Here is a 24,872-nt window from a genome sequence, read left to right on the forward strand (position 1 = left end):
TCGGTTGGAGGAGACTCGCAATGTTCGATAAATACGCGCAACAAATGCTGCTGACAGGCGGCCGATATGATAAAGAGCAGAAGTACTGGGCTGAGAAGCTTCGGGATGATATCGGCATGAGCGAGCTTCCGCGAATGATTGCTCGCGGAGGCTTAGCCTCTCCCGCAAAGGCAAACGGCAGCAGCCCGCATGGGATCGGCATTCATCGGCATGTTATAGACGAGGCAGCGGCAAATAGGCTGATAGCTGCCGCAAGCACGGAATACGGCTTGTTTATGCTGCTGTTATCCGGCGTCAGCTACTTGGTGCACCGCTATACTTCTGAGGCGGAAGCTCGGATTGGGGTGCCGGTATTCAAGCAGCATAAGGATCTGAAAGAGTCTATCAATCATCTGCTAGTCATACATACCGAATATAAGAGTCCGTATACTTTCCGTGATTGGGCAGGCCATGTTAGGGAAGCGGTGACGGAAGCGAATGAGCATCAAAACATTCCTTTCCATGCTTTGGCCGAGTATGCGCAAATCGAGCTGTCGGACGATGGAACGGCTGAATTGCCTATACTTGTGATGCTGGAAGGCGTTCATGACAGAAGTTATGCTTCAAAATTGTGCGCTTCCATTACCTTTGTGTTCCGCAAGGAAGCGGATCGGTTGGAGCTGGCGATTGAGTACGACTTGCAGCGATATAACGAGCAAGCTGCCTTATCGTTAGCCGCTCATCTTAATCATATCCTTAGTGCGATTGAAACGCCAAATGAGCCTTTGTCCCAGCTGGATTTGTTGACTGCGGGGGAACGAAAGCTTCTGCTCGAGACTTTTAATGCTACATCGCTTGATCTCCCCCAAGGACGAACGCTGCACGGGCTGTTTGAGGAGCAGGCTCGCAAATCGCCGGACCGTACAGCTATTCAATTCGGTATGGAGCGACTTACATACGGAGAGCTGAATGCGCGCGCGAATCAGCTTGCGCGTACGCTTCGCTCCCTTGGAGCAGGTGCGGATACCGTTGTTGCCGTCATGTCGGAGCGATCAAACGAGATGATTATAGCCATACTCGCTGTTATGAAGGCAGGGGCGGCTTACTTGCCGATCGATCCGGCCTACCCGCAGGAGAGACGGGAATATTTGATCCAAGACAGCCGCGCTAAGCTCGTCTTGGCGCAATCCCATTTGCTTGCTGAAAGCGGCTCGGTGCAGTCGCTTGATTTGGGCGATGAGGCTTCGTATGAAACGGATGGCTCCGATTTAAACGCTTTGGCTGGACCTGAGCATCTGGCTTATCTGATCTATACGTCAGGCACAACCGGACAACCGAAGGGAGTCATGGTCGAGCATCGCGGAGCTGCCAACTCGATTCAGTGGCGTGCTGCTGAGTATGGTTTGACGGAGAAGGACGTTGTGCTGCAATTGTTTTCCTTCTCGTTCGATGGTTTTGTGACAAGCTTCTTCACCCCGATCATCGCTGGCGCTTCGGTGCTGCTAGTTTCCGAAGAGGAAGCGAAGGACCCGCTTGCAATCAGAAGATACATTGCGGAAGCGCGGGTAACGCATTTCATTAGCGTTCCTAGTCTGTATGCCGTGATCATTGACGGCATGAAGCCGGAGGCTGCCCGCTCACTGCGTATTGTGACGCTGGCTGGGGAACGGATTCCAGAGGGTCTTCTAGAACGGAGCAGGAGGCTTGCGCCGCAAGCGGAGCTTGTCAATGAATATGGTCCGACAGAAACCAGCGTTGTGGCAACGATTTGCCGTCAGTTAAACGCTTATGAAGCAATCACAATTGGTCGTCCGATTGCGAACACGAGCATCTATATCGTCAATGAGCACGGCCAGCTTATGCCGATAGGCGTTCCAGGCGAGCTGTGCATAGCGGGGGTTGGCCTTGCCCGCGGTTATTGGATGCGGGCGGAGCTGACCGCGGAGAAATTTGCGGAGTGTCCGTTTTTGCCGGGGCAGCGCATGTACCGTACCGGCGATCTGGCACGCTGGCTGCCGGATGGGCGGATTGAATATATCGACCGGATCGACTATCAGATCAAAATACGCGGCTATCGCATCGAGCTTGGCGAGATAGAAGCGGCAATGCTTAACCATCCGTCTGTCGAGGAAGCGGTTGTCATAGCCCGTGATGACGCGCATGGACAAAAAAGCTTATGCGCCTATTTAACAGCGGTGGACGAGCTTGCCCTACTAGACCTTAAAGAGACCCTTTCCTCCGAGCTTCCCTCCTATATGGTGCCAACGCATTTCGTACAGCTCGATCAAATGCCGCGGCTGCCAAATGGCAAGCTGGATCGGAAGGCACTGCCGGAGCCGGATTACACAGCGGCGATTACCCGCGACGAGGAGGCTTACGTTCCGCCTGCGAACGAAACGGAAGTACGGCTATGTGCCATGTGGCAGGAGCTGCTTGCGGTTCCAGTCATCGGAACAAGGGATCATTTTTTCAAAAGAGGAGGGCATTCCCTCAAAGCGATGACGATGATCTCGCAAATTAACCAAGCGTTTGGCGTTGAGGTTCCGCTTCGGCTTATTTTCGAATCGCCAGTTATTCAAGCAATCTCAGCTTATATTAACCTTCAAAAGGAGTCGGGGCTCGGTCATTCCTATTCGGATATTGAGGCGGTGAAAGAAAGAAGCTACTATCCGGTATCTTCGGCTCAGAAGCGGATGTTTGTCGTCAGCTCGCTTGAGGGCTCAGGGACAAGCTACAATTTGCCGGGCTTCCTTCTCATAGAAGGAGAGCTTGATGCGGCGAGGCTGCAATCGGCTTTTCATCAGTTCGTGCAGCGCCACGAAACGCTTCGGACTCGTTTTGAAGTGGTGGACGGAGAGCCCGTTCAAATTGTTGAGGAGCAGGTCGCGTTTAACGTTCCTTATTCGGAAGCGGATGAATCCGAAACGGAGCGGCTGACGGATGCGTTCGTACGCCCGTTCGAGCTGAATGCCGCACCGTTGTTCCGGGCGGAGCTAATTAAATTGAAGGAAAATAAGCATCTGCTGCTATACGATATGCACCACATTATTTCAGACGGGGTATCGGCCGGCATTGTGGTCAAGGAGTTTGCAGCGCTTTATCAAGGCATCGATTTGGAGCCGCTGCGGGTGCAGTATAAGGATTACTCGGTATGGCAGCAGGAGCGGCTTGGTTCAGCGCAATTGCAGAGACAGGAGCAATACTGGCTGAATCGGTTTTCGGGCGAGCTGCCCGTGCTGGATCTTCCGACCGATTTCCCGCGTCCGCCGGTGCAGAGCTTCCAAGGCGGCGTGGTCACGCAGCAAGCTGACCGATCCCTGTTAGATCGGCTTCAGGCACTTGCGAAGCAGACGGATACGACGCTTTATATGGTGCTGCTTGCAGCCTATAACATCCTGCTGGCAAAATATTCGGGCAAAGAAGACATCCTTATCGGGTCACCGACCGCTGGACGCCAGCATGCGGATACGCAGCCGATGATCGGCATGTTCGTCGGGACTCTTGTCATGCGGAACAGGCCGGAAGCGGACAAATCCTTTGTTGCGTTCCTGCAAGAGGTAAAGGAATCTACGCTCGAGGCGTTCGACCATCAAGGGTATCCCTTCGAGTCATTGATCGAGAAGCTTGGGCTGATGCGGGATATTAGCCGCAATCCGCTGTTTGACACGATGTTTATTTTGCAAAATATGGATCTCGAAGCGTCCGGCCTTGCAGGTCTGAGCTTCACCCCGCTGGACGCTGAGGCGCGGGTCTCGAAGTTTGATTTGTCACTGCAAGCAAGAGAAGCAGAAGAAGGGCTGCTGCTAAGCGCGGAATACAGCTCAGCTTTGTATCGGGAGGAAACCGTCCAGCGGATGCTGGGTCACTTTATTGAAATATTGAAGGGCATAGCCGAACAGCCTAGCTGCTCGATCCGAGACGTCGAAATGATTACCGGCGGCGAGAAGCAGGTTATTTTGCGGGTTTTCAATGACACCCGCACCGCGTATCCGCGCGATGCCTCCCTTGCAGAGCTATTTCAAGAGCAAGCAAAGCTTACGCCGGGGCATACTGCCATCGCTTATCACGGACGATCGTTAAGCTACAGCATGCTTAATGGATACGCTAATCGAGTAGCGCATAAGCTTCGGCAGGACGGCATCGGGCACGGGCAAACCGTTGGTGTATATGCAGACCGATCACCCGAGCTGATCATTGGCATTTTTGGGATTTTGAAGTCAGGGGCAGCATTCGTCACGCTTGATTCATCATTACCGGAGGAACGGATTCGCTTCATGCTGGAGGATAGCGCGGCAGAGGCGTGTTTAACATTCAAAACGGAGCCGCTGCACGGCTTAAGCATCGGATGGACGGATCTCGCTCCATTTCTGTCGGAAGAGTCTGCCAAAGACGAGGATTTGAATGCAGCCATTTCGCCTGTTGATCTTGCCTACTTGATGTATACGTCTGGCTCTACGGGCAATCCGAAAGGCGTTATGGTTGAGCAGCGCAACGTGGTTCGCTTGGTAAAAGGGACAGAGTACGCTTCATTTGATCCAGACGGTAGGCTGCTGCTTACAGGCTCCGTCGGCTTTGACGCGATTACGTTTGAGATTTTTGGCGCGCTGCTAAACGGAATGACGCTGCATATCGTGGACAAGGACGTCCTGCTTCACACGGAGCAATTGGCAGCTTATATTCGCGAGCATCAAATTACGTTGATGTGGCTGACAGCTCCGCTGTTCAATCAGCTTTCGGAAGAGAAGGCGGATATGTTCGCAGGCGTCCGGCAATTAATTGTCGGGGGAGATGTGCTCTCGCCTCGGCATATTAACCGCGTGCGGCGCAGCACGCCAGGCCTTGCCATAATAAACGGGTACGGACCAACGGAAAATACGACGTTTTCGACGACTTTCGCCATCGATTCCGACTATGAGGACTCCATTCCGATCGGCCGGCCGATTAGCAATTCGAGTGCTTATATTGTGAATGAAGCGGGTCATTTGCAGCCGATAGGCGTACCGGGCGAGCTTGTCGTAGGCGGAGATGGCGTCGGCCGCGGATATGCGAATTTGCCTGAAATGTCAGCGGAAAAGTTTGTTCCCAACCCTTATGAGCATGGCGAGCGGATGTATAAAACCGGGGATCTGGCCCGCTGGCGAGCGGATGGCTTGATTGAATATTTGGGCCGGATTGACCAGCAGGTGAAGATTCGCGGGTACCGGATCGAGCTCTCGGAGATCGATGCAGCTTTGTTGAAGCAGCCGGGATTGAAGGAAGCATGCGTCGTTGCCTGCGAAGATGCTAATGGTCAGAAGGCATTATGCGCCTATTATGTCAGCGAAGCTGAGCTTAGTGCTTCGGAGCTTCGTGCAGCGCTGGCGGAACAGCTTCCCGCGTATATGATTCCGGTATGCTTCATCAGGGTGGAGCGTTTCCCGTTAACCGCCAACGGAAAAATCAATCGCCGCGCATTGCCGCTGCCGGATTTTGCCGCAGCCGCAGCTCTAAGCGACGGCTATGTGTCACCCCGCAATGAGACGGAATCACAGCTGGCTGCATTATGGGAAGAAGTGCTTGGCAGTTCGCCGGTTGGCGTGAAGGATGATTTCTTCGCACTCGGCGGTCATTCCTTGAAGGCAATGACACTGATTGCGCGGATGAAACGGCATTTTGGCGTTGACGTTCCGCTGCGGAAGCTATTTGAAGCGGCGACAGTGGAAGCAGTGGCCATCTACATTGATCATGCGGACAAAGCAGCGCAGTCTGCTATAAGCAAGGCGCCTGAACAGCCGCATTATCCGCTTACGCCGGCTCAGGAACGATTGTTTGTGCTAAGCCGGTTCGAAGGAGCAGGCATCAGCTACAATCTTCCGCGGGTGATGACGATTGAAGGCCCGCTTGAATGGGAGCATGTACAGAAGGTTTTCCGCAAGCTCGTCTCCCGTCACGAAGCGTTTCGCACTGCGTTCAGCTTAGCAGACGGCGAACCTGTCCAGCGTATTCTTTTGGACGATGATATCGCATTCCGTGTGATTAGGCGTGAGGCGAAGGAAGAAGAGTTATTGCCTTATATTGATCGATTTATTCGAACGTTTGATTTGGAGAAAGCACCGCTGCTTCGGGTAGAGCTGATTCAGCTCGCGGCAGAGAAACATGTGCTGCTCTGCGATATGCACCATATTATTGCCGACGGCGTGTCAATGAGCCTATTTATGAAGGAATTTGCCGAGCTCTATGACGGAGCGGAGCTGCCGCCGCTGCGCGTTAGCTACAAGGATTATGCCGTATGGCTGGGCAGCGAAGACGGGAAGTCCGCCTTGAAGCGGCAGGAGCAATATTGGCTGGAGGCTTTTGCCGAGGAAGTGCCGCTTCTGGCATTGCCTACTGATTATCCGCGTCCCGCAGTGCAAAGCTTCAAAGGAGCAAATCATGCCGTTCGAGCCGGAAGCGCGCTGAAGGATGGACTGAATGAAACGGCAGCGCGCACGGGAACGACCTTATACATGGTGCTGCTTGCCGCATATAATGTGCTTCTCCACAAATACAGCGGCCAGACCGACATCGTCGTAGGCACGCCGGTGGCGGGACGCCCGCATGCGGACGTAGAGCCGGTTATCGGGATGTTTGTAAATACACTAGCATTGCGCAGCTATCCCGAATCTACCAAAAGCTTCGGACAGCTGCTAGAGGAGATCAAGCAAGCAACGCTTGCGGCGCTCGACAATCAACATTATCCGTTTAACACACTGGTAGAGAAGCTGGATCTGCCGCGTGATTTAAGCCGGAATCCGCTCTTTGATACGATGTTCAGCCTGCAAAATATTAATATGGACACACGCGAGCTGACGGGGCTGAGCATTGAGCCGTACCCTTTTGAAGGCGGAGCAGCCAAGTTTGATCTATCGCTGGAGGCAACGGAATCGGAGGATGAAATAATCATCGGCTTCGAGTATGGAACAGCCCTCTTCAAGCGTGAGACGATCGAGCGGATGGGTGATCATTTTATTCATATTTTGCAAGTGATCGCCGGCAACCCTGAGGTGCTGCTCGGTGAGCTTGATATGATGACCGCTCAGGAAAAAGCGCAATTGACGGAGCAGTTTAATGGTACGGAAGCGGCATTCCCAGGTGAAACGACGTTATATGAATGCTTTGAGGCACAAGCGGACAAAACGCCCGACGCTGTCGCTGTGGAGGATGGCAAGCGAACGCTTACGTACCGCGAGCTGAATATGCAAGCTAACCGACTTGCGCATAAGCTGCGAAGAAGCGGTGTATGCCCTGACCGTATCGTACCGCTGATGCTGGAACGCGCTGCCGAGATGATCATCGGCATTCTCGCTATTCAGAAAGCGGGCGGAGCTTATCTGCCGATAGATCCGGATTTCCCGGAGGATAGAATCCAGTACATGCTGGAGGATTCCGGGGCTGATTGGCTGCTGACGCAGACGAGGTTTGCTGCTAAAGCACGCTCATTAACCGCTGGCGAGGTGATTGATCTTAATGACCAAGCCGCATTTGAGGACGGCGAAGAAAGTAATTTAATGCCGGTTGCGCTGCCGCAGCATCTTGCATATGTGATTTATACCTCTGGCTCCACAGGCAAGCCAAAAGGGGTCATGATCGAGCACCGTGCGGCGGTTAATCGGATTCACTGGATGCAAAAGGCGTATCCGCTAAACGAAAACGACGTTATTTTGCAGAAAACACCTTATACCTTCGACGTCTCCGTCTGGGAAATGTTCTGGTGGAGCTTGGCGGGGGCAAAAGTTTGCTTCCTGAAGCCGGGAGGGGAGAAGGACCCTGAGGAAATCGTTCAGGCGATTGAGCGAAGCCGGGTGACGACGCTGCATTTTGTACCGTCGATGCTTAGTCTATTTCTGGAATATGCAGCAAGCGGCGCACATGCGGCGCGGCTGCCCAGCCTGCGTTATGTATTTGCCAGCGGCGAGGCGCTGCAGCCGGGTCATGTGAGGCGATTTCAAGAGGAGCTTTACGGCAGGCATGGCACCAAGCTAATTAATTTGTATGGCCCGACGGAGGCAGCCATCGATGTCTCGCACTTTGATTGCTCCACAACTGATGTGACGGCGGCCGTACCAATAGGCAAACCCATTGACAACATACAATTGTATGTAGTGAACGAGGATTTTCATCTGCAGCCGATTGGCATTCCGGGGGAGCTGTGCATCGCAGGAATCGGCTTGGCACGGGGGTATGTGAACAAGCCGGAGCTGACCGCAGAGAAGTTTGTCGGCAATCCGTTCACACCAGGCACAACAATGTACCGTACCGGCGACTTGGCGCGCTGGCTGCCGGATGGAAATATTGAATATTTGGGCAGGCTGGATTTTCAGGTCAAAATTCGCGGTTACCGCATTGAGCTTGGCGAGATCGAGACGATGATGCTTGCACATGAGGCTATACGCGAGACCGTCGTTGTCGCCTTGCAGGATAAGGAGAAGCAAAGCTTCCTGTGCGCGTACTTTACTGCCGATCGCGAGCTGAACGTAAGCGGTCTTCGCGAGCATCTAGGCAGCGGGCTCCCGGCCTATATGATTCCTGCTCAGTTCGTGCAGCTGGAATGCTTGCCGCTTTCCTCCAATGGCAAAATAAACCGGAAAGCTTTGCCTGAGCCGGAAGGGCTGCTGGACATCGGAGTAGCGTATGTCGAACCTCGTACGCCAATGGAGGAGCTGCTTGCCGGCTTATGGCGGGAGGCGCTTGGCATTGAACGCATTGGCGTACGGGACAGCTTCTTCGCTCTCGGCGGACACTCGCTCAAAGCGATGGCATTGCTCGCCAAGATGCACAAAGCATCCGGCGTTGAGGTTCCGCTTCGCTATTTATTCGAATCGCCTACGATCGAAGCGATTGCGCGTTATATTGACGGGAATGGCTTGCAAACCTTTAGCCCGATCAAAGCTGCGGCTAAGCAGGAGCTATATGCCGTGTCGTCGGCGCAGAAGCGGATGTATATTCTTGACTTGATGGAAGGGAAAGGGACAAGCCTAGCCTACAATATGCCGGCTGTCGTTGGGTTGGAAGGAAGGATGGATGCGGCGAGATTCGAACAGGCGCTGCAAAAGCTCGTTGCCCGCCATGAGCTGCTGCGCACCTCCTTTCATCAAGTGAACGGCCAGCCGCTACAACGTGTTCACGATATGGTTGATCTGCAGCTGGAACGCTATCAGGCAAGCTCTGAGGAAGAGGCAAGCCAGCAGATTGCGGAATGGTTCCGTCCATTTGACCTGGCGAAGGCTCCACTGCTGCGGGCGGCATTGTTCCAAATTTCCAAACATAAGCATGTGTTTGCCTACGATAAGCACCATATCGTCTCGGACGGCGAATCCGGCGCGATCTTCTTGCAGGAGCTTATCCGTTTGTATGAAGGAGAAGAGCTTCCCGCGCCTGTGCTGCATTACAAGGACTTCGCGATATGGCAAAACGAATGGCTGGAAAGCGAAGCTTTTGCCAAACAGGAGCAATTCTGGCTGCACGCCTTTAAGGGTGGAGGGGCGCCGGTGCTTGAGCTTCCGACTGACTTTGCCCGACCAGCGGTAAAGAGCTACTCCGGCGCTGTCGTTGCTTTCGAGGCCGATTCCGAATTGACGGCAAGACTGGAAACGCTGGCGCAAAATGCGGGTGCAACGCTGTACATGGTACTGCTTGCAGCTTACAAAGTACTGCTGTCCCGTTATTCGGGACAGCCGGATATCGTCGTCGGCGCTCCGATTGCAGGACGCTCGCACGCCGACACGGCAGGCATGCTTGGCCTGTTCGTCAATTCATTGGCTATTCGCAGCTCGCTCCATGGGCAGCAGACCTTCCGGGAGCTCCTGTCAGACGTGTTGCAAAATACGCTGAATGCTTTCGAGCATCAGGATTATCCGTTTGAAATGCTGGTTGAGAAGCTGCAGCTGCCGCGTGACCTAAGCCGCAATCCGCTGTTCGACACCGTGGTCGTTTGGCAAAACGGCGAGTCTGAACGCTCAGAACGCAGCGAAATAGCTGAATCGCCGCTTGGGCAAAACGAGCTGCGTATCGTGCCGTTCGGGCAAGAGCATCACATTTCCAAATTTGATCTATCCTTGATAGCGGCGCCGGGTGAAGGGACATTGCGATTAAGCTTTGAATATGGCACGGATCTGTTCCGGGAAGAAACCATTCATCGAATGGCAGGCCATTTCCTGCGTATTCTTGAAACGGCGGCGTATTCGCCAGATTCAACGATTGGGCAGATGGATCTGATGACTTCCGAGGAAAAGCAATTTTTGTCGGACTGGAATGCGACTGAACGGGAATACGCAGGCTCGAGCCTGCTGCATGGGCTGTTCGAGGAGCAGGCAAGAAGGCTTCCGTCTCAAGCTGCCGTCGTACAAGGGGAGTTTTCCTTGTCCTACTCGCAGCTGAATGCGAGGGCGAACCGGCTAGCCCGCACCATCCGTGGCCGCGGCATAAAAAACGGCGATATCATCGCGGTTGTTGCCGACCGAACGATTGAAATGGTTACAGGTTTAATTGCCATCATGAAGGCTGGCGCTGCATACCTGCCGATTGACCCCGATTATCCTGCTGAGCGTATCGGTTATTTGCTTGAGGACAGCCGTACGCCGCTCTTGCTCGCAAGAGCAAGCGTCATAAAGGATACGAAATTCGAATTTAGCGGAAGTATGCTGGATCTTGAAGCAGAGGATAACTACGATGCGGATGAATCGAACCCGGAATGGACCGTTTTGCCGCAGCATTTGGCTTATGTCATCTACACCTCGGGGACGACGGGCAAACCAAAGGGAGTGATGATCGAGCATCAAAGCATTGCGAATACGGTGAAGTGGAGGCGTGACGAGTTCGGATTCGGACAGGAAGACAGAGCGCTTCAAATGATGTCATTTTCCTTCGACGCGTCAGTCATCAGCTTGTTCACGCCGCTCTCATCAGGTGCCGTCAGCTATCTTGTTTCATTGGATGAAGCGAAGGACCCGGTAGCTTTGAAGAAGTATGTATCCACCTATCAAATTACGCATCTAAACGGCGTCCCAAGCTTATTCGGTGCAATCATCCATTTGCTTGAGCCGGATGAGGCAGCGTCGCTTCGTCAAATTTTGCTTGGCGGCGAGCCTGTCAGCAGCGGCTTGGTGGAGCAAGCGAAACGGAAAAATGCGAAGGCAGAGCTCGTGAACGAATACGGGCCTACCGAAAGCAGCGTCATGTCCACCTTCATGCGCGGACTTGATCCAGGCAGCAGCATAACGATTGGCAAGCCGATTGCCAATACAAAAATTTATATCGTAAATGATCGGATGCAGCAGCAGCCTATTGGCGTCAGAGGAGAATTATGCATCGCAGGCGCCGGCCTCGCGCGCGGTTATTGGAATCAACCGGGGCTTACGGAAGAGAAATTTGTCCCATGTCCGTTCGAGCCGGGCGAGCGCATGTACCGAACGGGGGATGCGGCACGCTGGCTGCCTAATGGCATGATCGAGTTTGCCGGACGCATCGATCAGCAGGTAAAAGTACGCGGCTATCGCATTGAGCTGGCGGAGATTGATGCCGTGCTGCTCAAGCAGCCCGCTGTACGCGAAGCTTCGGTTCAAGCGTTTAATGACGCAAGCGGGCAGAAGTATTTATGTGCTTATCTAGTCACAGAAAACGAAGAAACGGTGCACGAAGCCAAAGCTGCCGCAATTAGAGAACTTCCAGCATATATGGTGCCTTCCCATTTCGTTTTGCTGGAGCAGCTTCCGCTCACGCCAAACGGCAAGCTCGATTTGAAGGCATTGCCGCTGCCGGACGTCAATGCTTCGAGGGAGCCGTATACGGCGCCAAGGAATGAAGAAGAGCAGAAGCTGGCGCAAATCTGGAAGGAGCTGCTCGGGGTCGTACAAGCTGGCATACATGATAACTTCTTTGAGGTTGGCGGGAATTCCCTAAAGGCGGCTATGCTGACGGCAAACGTGTATGAACGATTGCGCATCGAGCTTCCGTTTATCGCCGTCTTCCAGCACCCGACGATAGCGGAGCTATCGGGCTTTATAGCCCGCATACGCATCGAGCGAAGCGGTGGACAGCCGATTACGCCGCTTAACAGCCCTGCAGATCGCCATTTATTTTGCTTCCCGCCGATAGCCGGCTACGGCTTCGTCTATCAGGAGCTTGGCGGATTGCTGGAGGAGGCTGGAATTGCCGTTTACGGCTTCGATTTCATTCATGAGGATGACCGAATCGAGCAGTACGTCAAATACATTCGAGGCGTACAGCCGGAAGGTCCGTATCTGTTACTTGGCTACTCGGCCGGAGGAAACCTAGCGTTTAACGTAGCCCAGAAGCTCGAAGCCGAAGGAAGCGTCGTATCTGATCTGATTATGCTCGATGCCGAACCTAAAAAGAAGGCGATCAAGCAGTCTTCACGGCAAACGGAAGAAGAGGTCTGGAAAATGATCGAGCAGGAAGCCGGAGGCTCGCAATACGGCGCTTATCTGCAAAACGATATGATCCGCGATACGATTTACAGTCATATCGTGGCTTATATGTCCTTTTTGAACAAGCTTGACAATAAGGGCAAGCTCGCCGCCGATATCCATTTCATCGAGTCCGAAGGCAAGGAGCAGAGCCTGCTTCAGCGCCAGCTTAACTGGAGCAAGCATACGCGAGGCAGGCATCTCAAATATAAGGGAGCCGGAACGCACGAGGATATGCTAGAGCCAGCACATATAAAGGCTAACGCGGAATTGATCAGACAGCTGCTCTGCTGATCGGGAAAGGAGCTGCACCTTGCTTAAGCTATTCAAATACATGAAGCCTTACAGCTTCTGGATTGTTCTATGCATTGCGGCATCGCTTACGGTTGCGTCTATCGATATATGGCTGGGGCTATTTATCGAAAGGCTTGTTGAGGACAAGAAAGGAAGCTTAACGAGCAGCTTTGGCTCGACTCTCGCTTTGCTGGCGGCGCTAACGGCAGTGGGCGCTGCCGCCAGCTATGCGATCAAGTACGCACTGACGCGGTTCAGCTCATACGCCTTGCGCGATATACGGGCTGAGCTTGTCAGCCACTTGGAGCGCTCGACGGTTGCTTCGCTGGAGAGCAGGCATTCGGGGGACTTGGTATCGCGGCTTACGAATGACACAGCGGTGATCCAACAATTTTTTATGCTGCATTTTGCCAATTTGTTCTATATGCCGGTCGTCTTTGTCGGTGCGCTGACGGTGCTGCTCCTAACAAGCTGGAAGCTCGTTTTGTTTAGTCTCTTGTTTGTGCCCGTTGCTATATTAATTACGAGTGTGCTTATCTTTCCCATGAACAAAATGTCGGAGCAGCTGCAGCATCACTTGGGTTCAGCCAATGCCATTGCCCAAGATACAATCGGCGGCATCCCGATGCTGAAGGCGTTCAATATGTTCAAGGCGATGTCGGTCAAATATAAAGACGCAATGGAGCTTGTACTGGCGAAAAGCTTGCAGGTCGAGAAAAGACGGGCGCTCATCGCGCCAATCAGCCTGCTGTTAATGTCTAGCCCGATTATATTTAGCGTCTCGTACGGCGGTTATTTGATCGGGGAGGGGGAATTATCCGCAGGCAGCATGGTTCTTTTTCTCTACATGCTTAATTTCCTGATGCAGCCGCTCTCGATGGCTCCGGTGTTATCCGCTCAAATCCAAGAGGTGAAGGGAGCCTCGAACCGTTTGTTCGAGCTGCTGGAGCTGCCGCTTGAGCCAACTAACCGGGACAAGCATTCCATTGAAGAGACTGCCTTGCCGATTGCGTTTGACAGCCTATCGTTTGCTTATGAAGGCAAGCCGGTGGTGCTTGCAGACATTACGTTTAAGGCGAATAAGAAGCAAGTCGTAGCGTTAGTGGGTCCTAGCGGCAGCGGGAAAAGCACGATTTTAAAGCTGATATGCGGTTTTTATGGCATGGAGGAGGACGTGGACGCGAATAAAAGCGGCGTGCGGTTATCCGGAGGGATTCGAATTATGGGCCATCCGCTTCAATCTTGGAATCCTGTTGACCTGCGCGATCAGCTTGCGCTCGTTTCCCAAGACCCTTACCTATTCCCGGTCAGCGTCGCGGAAAATATCGGCTACGGCAGGCCGGGAGCAAGCCGTGAGGCCATTATCGAAGCGGCCAAAGAAGCGGGGGCCCATGCATTTATCGATTTGCTTCCGGAAGGTTATGAGACGGTGCTGGGGGAGCGCGGAGCGAGGCTCTCCGGCGGAGAGCGGCAGCGGCTTGCCATTGCGCGCGCAATGCTGAAGGATGCGCCCATACTGCTGCTTGATGAGGCGACCTCTGCGCTGGATACGCAGTCGGAGTCCATCGTGCAAGAGGCGCTGGAGCGCATCATGAACGATAGAACGGTGCTGGTAGTCGCGCATAGCTTGTCGACGATCATCGAAGCGGATCTCGTTCTGGTGCTTGACCAGGGCCGAATCGTTGAACAGGGGACTCATGCTTCCCTGCTGGAACAAAGAGGACTTTATATGAAGCTGTATTACAAGCAATTCGCCGCTCTCGAAAGCCATGAAGCGAAGTCAATAGCGTATGGGGAGGGAGTGCGGGGATGATTGGAAAAAAGCTGCTGTTGAAAAATAGCATGGCAGAGCTCAGCCGAATGATCGAATTGCTTGGTTCCGGCCGAAGGCTGTATTTTGCCGGCTTAATTGGCGACAGCATGGTTAACGGCAGCATTACGATCATGATGGCATTCGTTTTTAAAAATTTGCTCGACTTCTCGGTGCAGGGCGATCGGCAGCTCTTCTACAATTCGATCATTTTCGTAAGCGCCGCTTTTCTGGCTATTGCGCTATTGTCGCCCGTGTTCTCCTTTCTTTATATGAAGGTTGTTAAGCGGACGATGGTGAGCACGCGGAGACGGCTCTATGATCATCTCGGGGAGCTGCCTCCCAGCTACTTTGAGACAAGGCATTCGGGAGATCTCATCTCCCGCTCGACCAGCGATGTCCAGACGATGGAAAATATTTATGTCGAGCATCTGAAATCGATTTTGACGGATGCGTTTACGCTGCTCGGCTCGATTATTTCCATGTACATACTCGATTGGCGATTTGCGCTCGCCTTAACGGTATTTGGAGCAGCAGGCATCGCCGTTAACCTGGCCTTTGCAAGTCCGCTCCGCGGTACGGGCAACCGGCTGCAGGAGCGTCTCGGCAAATTGACGGAACGATTAACCGACATACTGGCTGGCCTCCACATGATGAAGATGTTTAGGCTGCAGGATATCATGACCGGCAAATACAAGGAAGCAAATGAGCGCGTAACGGCTTCTTCCATGGAGCAGGGGCACCGTAATGGCTTGCTTGAAGCCGTTAACTTCTTAATCAATTTCATAAGCTTCGGCGGCATTTTGGTGGTTGGCATATATATGTTCGCCAATGGTATCCTGGCGCTCGGCACGATGGCTGCTATCGTACAGCTGGAGATGGGCGTTACGATGATTTTCCTGCAGCTGGGCAGCGTCATTTCGATGATGCAAAGCTCGCTTGCAGGAGCGGCACGCGTGTTTGAGGTCATCGACCATGCGCCGGAGCATGATCGCTTTGCGGCTCGCTCTGAGGAAATATCGCTAAGCACGGAGCCGCTGCTCGAGTTTAAGGATGTAAGCTTCAGCTATGAGCCGGGAGTCCGGGTGCTGTCCGGGTTTCAATTGACAGTCCGGCAAGGGCAAGTCGCGGCGATCGTAGGGGCGAGCGGCAGCGGAAAAAGCACCTTATTCAAGCTGCTGCTCGGCTTTTATCCCCTTGATCACGGCGCGATCGGCCTTGGGGGCAAGCCTTTCTCAGCGTATACCTTAGCCGAAATACGAGGAATGATCGCCTATGTGCCTCAGGACGCTTACTTGTTCGAGGGCACGATTGAACAAAATATTATGCTCGGCAGGCCGGAAGCTTCACGTGAACAAATGATTGCCGCCGCACAGGCAGCTTATGCCCATGAGTTTATCGAAGCGCAGCAGGAAGGTTATGCAACGATGGTTGGCGAGCGGGGAGCCAAGCTATCCGGCGGTCAGCGCCAGCGAATTGCCATTGCAAGGGCATTGCTGAGGGATTCGCCGATTCTGCTGCTGGACGAAGCGACCTCGGCTCTCGATAACGAGTCCGAATATTGGGTGCAGCAGGCTTTAGAGAAGCTTATGAAAAACCGCACAGTGCTTGTCATTGCACACCGATTGTCCACGATACAAGAGGCGAGCGTCATCTATGTGATGGAGCAGGGGGAGGTGTTCGAGAAAGGAACCCATGAGGAGCTCATCAACCAACGCGGCTTGTACGCGGGTCTGTATAAGCATCAATACGACAAAGAAACGGAGTACGCAGCAGTGTGAGCAAGCGGTGGGATAGGGAAGGGAGCCAGAACAAGGTATGCTCTGGCTCCCAACGCCTTAATAACGTTTCAAAGCTGCTTCCGGATAGTCTGCTGATTGGTTTTCGTTCAGCAAAGGCGAGTCTATGCCTTGCAAATATTTTTGGAAAAAGGCGACCGTATAAGCATTGATTACTTTATGTGCCCGCCTTGGAGAAAGCGGCATCTTCTCCATAATGGGAAGAGCCGGTGACCAAAAATAGTAATCGCTGAAGCTCATGTGACGCGTACGCTGCAAAGTCAATTCATAGGCACCGGGCGAAAGGGCCTCCTTCATACGCATAGGGAGCTCAATGGACATACGGTCGAATTGCTTGCGAGTCATGCTCAATTCTTGCAATTGCGATTCGGTAGGCGCGACTGGATCGGTCTCCATGACGAAGGGTTTGGTGTCCATCAGCATAAACGGCTTGCCCGTACCTTCGGCTTTGTGCGTATTGCCAAACATGGTGCCGTCCATATTGATTGCCGCCTTGAATCTGGGGTCCGTGTACAACACTTGAGCAGCGTTTGCGCCTCCGAAGGAATGGCCGAACATCCCGACATGGTCCAAATCGATTTTGCCGCTGAAGAGATTATTAGAGTCTTTGCCGTTCAGCTCCTCCAGCTTATCAAGCACGAAGGTAGAATCCTTGACCCATATGTCAGAAATAAGGTTATCCCATGCGTCAATATCGGTCATGCCCGGCAGGCTCGCAATCGTAACGAATTTCCCGTCAGGCAAAACGGTAGCAAGGGCGTTATACGTATGCTCGATGCTGGCTACGATAAATCCTTGACTGGCCAGCTCTTCAAATTGGAACGTATTGGAGAATCTTGCTCCGGGAAGTCCATGTGAGAACAGGATGAGCGGGTATGATGGCTGTTTACTTGCTAAGGCAACATTCGGATAGGCATTGGTCTTGACGAGCTCTAGGTATTGGAACAGAAACTTAGGGATTTGAAGCTTGGTTTTCACTTCTGTTGCTATGACGGGAACATTTTTGACATAGGGGGCTTTGCCTGGAAGCGGCTTCGCAGGATCGGCGGGATACCAAATCTGGACCAGCACTTCCCGATGGTCGTTAGGATCTTCCGTGTAGGTTTCTTGCCGATTTGGATCAACCATCGCATATTCTACAGTTCCGACAGCGTAAGGACCGGTTGGAGGATCAAAGCCGAATACCGGAAGCAGCGTAGGTAGTGCGGCTGCGACAATGACAAGTACGGCAAGCAGGGCGGTCATGATAGCCCGCTTTACTGGCCGAGGCTTCGTGCTTCCAAATGATGGGCCAGCTTGCCTTCTTTGCCGCAGCATGCGGAAGATGCCGTAAAGGGTCAAGCCGTATGCAGGAATCATTTGCCAGCGGTACCCGTTTATCGACAGGTGAAGAGCAGCCGATAAGAGCGCAAGTAATGTCAAAGCGATAATCGCTCCGCGTGACATGCTTTTGCCGAATCGTGTTCGAATGATCAGAAAGATGCTAATAAGCAAGACCAGAACTTCAAAGATTTTCACTTCAAACCTCCTTAATAGGGACATACCTTTTTCAGTCTTCTTGCGTTTGTTGCAGAAGCCCAACCATATTGTATACTCGCGCTGATAGAGTTACAAGTTTTTGTTTTAATGAAATAAATTAACATTTTATTAACAAATTGATGCAGCGAGTAATTCATAATTAATTAATCAAATGATGATATTATGTTAAATATTGTATGGTATTTTATTGAAAACATATTAGGAGAGTGGGAATAATGAACGTTTTTGAAACGATGGAATCGAATGTACGGTCTTATTGCAGGTCTTTCCCTGATGTATTCGTAAAAGCAAAGGGCTCTAGAATATACGCGGAAACCGGAAAATCGTTCCTGGATTTTTTTGCAGGCGCCGGAGCTTTGAATTACGGTCACAATAACGACTTCATTAAGGCGAAAATCGTAGCCTATTTGGAATCGGACGGCATGTCGCACGGCCTTGATATGCATACATCGGCGAAGGAAGTCTTTCTGAGCCGGTTTTCGGAGCTTATTTTGCAGCCTAGAAATTTGTCCTATAAAGTTCAATTTTGCGGACCGACAGGCACGAATGCGGTTGAAGCGGCTTTGAAGCTTGCACGCAGGGTCAAAGGAAGAACCGGCATTTTCTCGTTTATGGGAGCCTTTCACGGCATGTCGCTTGGAAGCTTAGCCGCAACCAGCAATTTGTATCATCGCGGCGCAGCAGGCACGGATTTGGATCGCGTCCATTTTATGCCGTTTCCGCAAGGCTTTATGAATTCCTTCGACACGATTCAATATTTGGAAGAGGTCCTTACGGATGGGCACTCGGGCATCGAAAAGCCTGCCGCGATTATTTTTGAAACGCTGCAGGCGGAAGGCGGAATTAATGAAGCGCCGATCGAATGGATGAAAAAGCTGCGGGAGCTTTGCGACCGTCATGGCATCCTGCTCATTTGCGATGAAGTCCAAGTCGGCTGCGGCCGTACAGGCCCGTTTTTCTCGTTTGAGAGAGCAGATATCGTTCCGGATATCGTTGTCTTATCGAAATCAATCAGCGGTTATGGCCTCCCGATGTCCATCGTTCTTATGAAGCCGGAGCTGGATATTTGGAATCCGGGCGAGCATACGGGCACATTCCGCGGCAACCAGCTTGCTTTTGTTGGAGCGACTGCTGCATTAGAATATAGTGCGTCTATTAGCCTCGAAGCAGATGTGTACCGCAAAGGGGAGAATGTCCGTCAGTTTTTGAACGAGGTTATTGCGCCAATCCATCATTCCATCGTGATCCGGGGCATGGGATTGATATGGGGAATAGACGTTTCAGCGAGCAAGCATGACAGTCTGTCGAAGGAAATTGCGTCGCGCTGCTACGAGCTGGGTCTCATCCTTGAACGGGTAGGACGTGACGACAAGGTCATCAAGCTCATGCCGCCGCTAACGATCTCTATGGAAGAGCTGGAAGAGGGCTGTGCGATCGTGAAGCAAGCGGTAGAGGAATGCTATGAAAAGTACAAAGCTTCTGAATATCTTTTGGCATAACGGCGGTTAAATAAATCGGTTGCGAAGATGTGGAATGAACGATGCCTGAATGATGGACTCTTAATTGAGCGCCCTCATGGGGCATCGTTTATTTGTGTGCCAAGGAGGAGCGGTTTCTCAACATATTTCAACTATGGTAATCTTATAGGTGGGGGTGAAACGGTTGAATCTACATTACAAAGAGTACGGCGATGTGAACGCTCCGCTTATTGTTTTTATACATGGAGGAGGCGTTAGCGGGTGGATGTGGGATAAACAAGTAAACTATTTTTCCAGCTATCATTGTTTAGTTCCGGATCTGCCCGGGCATGGCAAAAGCGGCAGCGGGCATTTGTTTGCGATAGGCCTCAGCGCTGAGAAAATCATTGAATTACTGGAGCAAAAAGGAAAAGATAAACCGATAATTGCGGTTGGTTTCTCGTTAGGCGCCCAGGTTTTAATTTCAATACTTAGTAAAAAGCCTCATTTAATAGACTACGCTATTATTAATAGTGCATTAGTTAGACCCATTTCCTTATCGAATATGATGATTCCGTTATTGTCGATTACATACCCCCTCGTAAAAAATAAAACATTCTCAAAAATTCAAGCAAAGTCTATGTATGTAGATGAAAGCCATTTTGACACCTATTATCAAGAAAGCTGCCTGTTAAATAAAGAGAGCTTCATGAGAATCATGGCTGAAAATATGTCATTTGAAATACCGAACGGTTTTAAACAAGCGGGAACAAAAATATTAGTCACCGTTGGCGAAAAAGAAAAAAGCGTCATGAAAAAATCATTGCAGGATATCGTTAAAAGCCATTCGAATGGCAAAGGCATCATCATTCCTAATATAGGGCATGGCGTTTCGATGGCGAGACCTGAATATTTTAACAAGCTGCTTGAAACATGGCTCGAAAATGGCAGTCTTCCCGATGATGTTATGGAAGTAAGCGGGGAGTAAGCGGCACATTTAAAAGGCAAGATAATGAATGGCAAAGGAACTTGACACGTCACTTTTTGGTGTCCTATAATCAAAAGGACAATAAAAGGTGTCCTATTAGCTTGTTTTGTAGTTTAATCAATGACAGAACAGGAAATAATAATGAGAAGGTGGGGGTGATTTTGAACGATAACGGTCAAGTTAGGGATGTTTATGACGCTGTTGCCGATCCGACAAGGCGAAAATTACTTCAAATGCTGGCGGATGTTGAAGAATTACCCCTGCATGAGATAACGGTTCATTTTCAAATGGGTCGTACGGCAGTTTCCAAGCATTTGGCTATTCTTAAAGATGCAGGTCTCGTAACGACCCGAAAGGTTGGTAGAGAAACGAGGTACCGGTTGAATGCCGCTCCGTTGAAAGAAATTCAAAATTGGGTATCCTTTTACGAAGGATTTTGGAAAGATAGAATTCATAAATTAAATCTATTATTGGAGGAAAACGAATGAAATCGGATGTATCATTAGATTATCAATTTACAAGCTCGATCGAGCAGGTATGGAACGCTTTAACGGATTCGGATACTCTAGCGAAATGGATTTGGGATAATGATTTTAAACCAGTCGTTGGACATAAATTTCAATTCCGGACAGAGCCTTCCGAGTGGTGGAACGGAATTGTAGATTGTGAGGTGCTTGTAGTGGATGAGCCTCATACATTATCTTACACTTGGGCAAGCGCCGGAGAAAGCACGACTATTACATGGAATTTGAAAAAAGATTCAGATGGAACTGTCCATCTGCATTTCGATCAAACCGGATTTAGCGAAGAAACAAAAGCCCGCCAGGGAGCCATTGAGGGAGCTAAACATGCTTGGATCAAAATGGGCGGCCAGCTCGAAAAAGTGTTGGCGGAGCTGTAAAAAATAGTAGTCGTAATGATTTTATACAAATAAACCATTCTTCAACAATAGGGCGCAATTCCGTAGCACGAATTGTGCTCTTTCTTTATGATAAGGGCGCTTCTCTGAAAACGGAAAGCGTCATTTTTAATAGAATCGACGATGGAATGGAGAGGATACCGCGATGAAAGTGAATCAATTGATTGCGAACAATATTAACAAATTAGACGCAGTACTGCCAGTAGATAAATCGTTAGGAATAGCTGGCTTGTCTGGCTCCGGTAAAACAACGTTTAGTCAAACCATCGGCGAAGAATCCAAGAAGCGTCTCGTTTCCTTATTGCCAAAGGCTGAATATCAGTATTTATTTCCTAATATTATGGAAACCAACTTCAGTGCCATCCATATGGAAGAAATGCCGCTTGTCCTTTTTCTAGGCAGATCATCTATTTCTTCCAATCCGCGTTCAACAATTGGCACACATACTGGCGTGTTCACGGAGATTCGTGTTGCGCTTGCCGAAAAATACAATCTTTCTCCGGAAGTTTTTTCATTTAATAATGAATTAGGCTGGTGTCCCGATTGCAAAGGTCGCGGAACGACTAAAAATGTCGAATGCAAAAAGTGTAACGGGAAGCGCTATAATGAAGAGGTTGAGCAATATAAAATTGAATTATTTGATCGAGCACACCATATTTCCGACATCAACGACTTAAGCATTGAAACTATTTTTTCATTAGCAGAAGTTTTAAAGATTAGTGAAGGCAAACAAAATATTCTAAAAAATATAATCCATATGAATATTGGTTACTTAACATTAAATCGCATTATGGGCACATTGTCAGGCGGAGAATTAACGCGGCTTTACTTGGCGGAATTTATGGCAACAAGTGAAAATACGGTTATTATCATCGATGAAATCTCCGTCGGCCTTGATCACCAAACACTGTTGAAAATTTTAGAGCAGATCAAGCAATTAGGGTATAAGAATCAAATTTGGCTCATTGACCATTCGGACACGGTGCTGGGCACAACGGACGAGCAATTGTTCTTTGGGCCAGGCAGCGGCAAATACGGCGGGAAAATCGTTGAGGAATCACCACGCCCTAAGCCAATCCTTTGGGAACGAAATCAGGAAACACCAACAGAATATTACGCATTTCATGACCTTTACTGCCGCAATATTCAAATGGCTGAAATTCAGATTCCAAAAAATAGACTTGTAACGTTTACGGGCGAGTCTGGATGCGGCAAATCTACGCTTGTCAATGAGTGCATGTCCAAAGATTTTTTGAAGCGATATCCCAAAGATAAGCTGGTAATGGTTGGGCAAGACCGAAACCAATCGATTACCAGCCGCTCAACCGTTGCGACTTTTCTTGATATCAAAAAGAAGCTCACAAAATATAGTGAGGATATCGATGATATTTTTCAGCGCTCGATTGAAGATATTATTGAAGAACTGCCAAATGAAGACATCGCTCATAAACGCCTCAGCTTATTGATCAAACTTGGTCTTGGCTATTTGACGCTGGAAAGGAAAACACAGTCCTTATCAACAGGTGAATTTCAATGCGTCCATTTAGTTTCCGAGCTGTTTGCGGGCTCAAGAAACCCACGAACGCTTTTTATTTTTGACGAGCCTTCCAAAGGTTTATCACAAAATATTTTAAATCAATTCATTGATAGCGTTAGGGTCATTCTAGAGGATGAATCCGTATCCATGATTTTGATTGAACATAATGCTTACATGCTGGAAAACTCTGATTATATCGTTGATTTTGGCAAAAGACAGCTTGCGCCCGTGGAGCATCTTGATGTAGTCAGCCATGAAGATTATTATCAAAAAAACGACATTGCAGACCGTGCGGCTCCCTTGCGAATTTCTTCAAAAATCAATCAACAAAATGGAATCAACTACTTAAAAGAGAATCATATTGCCTATTTTAAAAATGCGGAAAACGTCTATAAGGGCGGCATCTTAAAAAGCTTATCATCCATGGCCCGTCTGATTTATGGTGAATACGAATCGGAAACCATTGCACCGGTCATCGCCATTGATCTGGAACGGCATCTGTATAGTCAATATAGTTTTCTCTATGAAATCGGTGGCTTGATCAACCATATCGTGGCGGCGCATCCGACCAATAAAGATACGAATAGCTTCGATTTCTACAATCAAGAAAACCATTGTCCATGCTGCTCGGGCCGCCGGGTAATTGAAAAATTTGATTTTGATATCGTTGTTCAGGACAAAACCGTGCCATTCTGGGATGGCTTATTGCATCCTGATGCGATGGATATTTTAAAGTTTTATCAATTTTCAAAAATAAAGTTCATCTTTGATGAGATTAAGAATGAGCTCGGTCAGGATATAAGCAAAAGTTATAACGAGATGACAGAAGCAGAGAAGCATACCTTTTTATACGGGTATTGGGAAAAGTCATTCTACGATAAAGCAGCCAAAGCCTCGAGAACTTGGGAAGGCTTCAATTACATCATTGGGAACTATATGGTCATATCGAAATCGATTATTAAAGAGCATATCAAACAATCCAAAGTAATGATTACCTGCCCAATCTGTCATGGAACCGTACTAAACCATCGTAAAAAGCTTAAATTTGGCGACACGGATATTCGTGAGATTATTGGGCAGTCTGTTGATCAAGCCATGAACAATGTCGGAAATTTACTGGTGCTAGAAAAAATGAAAGCCATTGTCGGCGGCGATATGGTATTGGCGGAAGATGTCTCTCTATTGCCAAGGGAAACGCAAGCCGCACTGAAAATGCTCGAACTAGAGCTGGCGAGCTTTGCGAACTATGAAATGGTTTTACAAAACGTACAGCCATTCTGGGGAAGTATTAGCAGCAGTATCGAAGCCATCAGCATTAACAATCGGATCACCGTCTGTGATTTTGCCAATATCACCGAAACGAGAGAAACGATCATTGATAAGTATTTCACCAATGGTAAGTACAAAAAGCTGACCTATGTCTATGAAGCTTTTGGCTACAAAAAAATTGTTACTTTAATCAATAAGATCAAAGCAAGTCATCCCTGTCCGTTCTGTAAAGGGAAGAAAGTCATTTCGGAGGACGGGCTCCATGATGGGGTGTATAAATTATCGGTGCCATGCGTTAGCTGCTATGCAAGCGGCATCAATGATGAAGGGCGCAAGGAAATCGTCGATGGCATAGACGTGCAAAGATGGCTAACTGGCAAAGTAAGCGATGTTGTTGCTGATAGCTTTAAGCTTGAGGCTGTTGCCGATATTCCAATTTTCAATCGTCTTCGCGAGTTGAATAAACGAGATATGATGGCGGTTTACCAATTCCTCGAGCATAATAATTAATTTAGAATGACAAATACAAGCCATATTTGAATACAAAGCTAGCTATCAGTCAGTGAAGAAAACTCATTTGCAATAATGAATTGCAGATGAGTTTTTTTGCTATTCTGAGATGCTTATCTCAAGTTTGTGTGTTTTGTTGTTTTTAATTGTTTTTGTGTTGACATTGTAAAGGCGGCTAAGTAAGATGAATAATGAAAATAATGATTCCGTCAGGAGGAGGGATACGCTATTTCCTTTGCTATCATACTTGTTTTATGCTCGGGGCTTACACACGCCATTTGGAATTTATTTACGAAGACGAGCAGAAATAAAAGTGTTTTTCTGTGGT

Annotated in this window: 9 protein-coding genes; 8 read left to right on the top strand and 1 reads right to left on the bottom strand. The window is 49.8% G+C overall.

From position 1 onward, the window contains the following. Window positions 1-20: 20 nt before the first annotated feature. The 3 genes from ADU23_RS18540 to ADU23_RS18550 are packed head-to-tail and all read left to right on the top strand — an operon-like array spanning window position 21 to window position 16,307. On the top strand, window positions 21-12,716 hold the full coding sequence (locus tag ADU23_RS18540) for a non-ribosomal peptide synthetase (protein ID WP_053375085.1): 12,696 nt from the start codon (window positions 21-23) through the stop codon (window positions 12,714-12,716). Window positions 12,717-12,735: 19 nt separating this feature from the next. Further along, a complete protein-coding gene (locus tag ADU23_RS18545) occupies window positions 12,736-14,529 on the top strand; it encodes an ABC transporter ATP-binding protein (RefSeq protein WP_053375086.1) in 1,794 nt (597 codons plus the stop codon). Beyond that, window positions 14,526-16,307, top strand: a complete 1,782-nt coding sequence (locus ADU23_RS18550) for an ABC transporter ATP-binding protein (protein WP_063846053.1) — start codon at window positions 14,526-14,528, stop codon at window positions 16,305-16,307. The genes ADU23_RS18545 and ADU23_RS18550 overlap by 4 nt, the downstream gene beginning before the upstream one ends. 57 nt (window positions 16,308-16,364) lie before the next feature. Here ADU23_RS18550 and ADU23_RS18555 read toward each other — a convergent pair whose 3' ends face one another. Next, window positions 16,365-17,843, bottom strand: coding sequence for an alpha/beta hydrolase family protein (locus tag ADU23_RS18555; protein ID WP_053375087.1), 1,479 nt, complete (start codon window positions 17,841-17,843; stop codon window positions 16,365-16,367). A 236-nt stretch (window positions 17,844-18,079) separates the two neighbouring features. On the opposite strand from ADU23_RS18555, the gene ectB reads away from it, so the two are divergent. From ectB to ADU23_RS18580, 5 genes are all read left to right on the top strand, one after another. Further along, window positions 18,080-19,363 carry a diaminobutyrate--2-oxoglutarate transaminase gene (gene ectB, locus ADU23_RS18560; protein WP_053375088.1) on the top strand — a complete coding sequence of 428 codons (1,284 nt, stop codon included), beginning with the start codon at window positions 18,080-18,082 and terminating at the stop codon, window positions 19,361-19,363. Between the two features lie 163 nt (window positions 19,364-19,526). Next, window positions 19,527-20,309: an alpha/beta fold hydrolase gene (locus ADU23_RS18565; RefSeq protein ID WP_053375089.1), complete on the top strand. Its 783-nt coding sequence runs from the start codon at window positions 19,527-19,529 to the stop codon at window positions 20,307-20,309. A 161-nt stretch (window positions 20,310-20,470) separates the two neighbouring features. Then, window positions 20,471-20,797, top strand: a complete 327-nt coding sequence (locus tag ADU23_RS18570; protein WP_053375090.1) for an ArsR/SmtB family transcription factor — start codon at window positions 20,471-20,473, stop codon at window positions 20,795-20,797. Continuing rightward, window positions 20,794-21,210 (top strand): SRPBCC family protein, encoded by a 417-nt coding sequence (locus tag ADU23_RS18575; RefSeq protein WP_053375091.1) that lies wholly within the window; start codon window positions 20,794-20,796, stop codon window positions 21,208-21,210. Before ADU23_RS18570 ends, ADU23_RS18575 begins: the two co-directional genes overlap by 4 nt. A 163-nt stretch (window positions 21,211-21,373) precedes the next feature. Further along, the gene (locus ADU23_RS18580) at window positions 21,374-24,544 is read left to right on the top strand and encodes an ATP-binding cassette domain-containing protein (protein ID WP_053375092.1); all 3,171 of its coding nucleotides are present in this window, start codon (window positions 21,374-21,376) and stop codon (window positions 24,542-24,544) included. Window positions 24,545-24,872: the final 328 nt, after the last annotated feature.

Source organism: Paenibacillus sp. FJAT-27812 (assembly GCF_001273905.1).
In the GTDB taxonomy this organism is placed as follows: domain Bacteria; phylum Bacillota; class Bacilli; order Paenibacillales; family Paenibacillaceae; genus Pristimantibacillus.

Coding starts and splice junctions, on each gene's coding strand:
- ADU23_RS18540 (WP_053375085.1), top strand. CDS start 21: ATGTTCGATAAATACGCGCAACAAATGCTGCTGACAGGCGGCCGATAT.
- ADU23_RS18550 (WP_063846053.1), top strand. CDS start 14,526: ATGATTGGAAAAAAGCTGCTGTTGAAAAATAGCATGGCAGAGCTCAGC.
- ectB (WP_053375088.1), top strand. CDS start 18,080: ATGAACGTTTTTGAAACGATGGAATCGAATGTACGGTCTTATTGCAGG.
- ADU23_RS18575 (WP_053375091.1), top strand. CDS start 20,794: ATGAAATCGGATGTATCATTAGATTATCAATTTACAAGCTCGATCGAG.
- ADU23_RS18580 (WP_053375092.1), top strand. CDS start 21,374: ATGAAAGTGAATCAATTGATTGCGAACAATATTAACAAATTAGACGCA.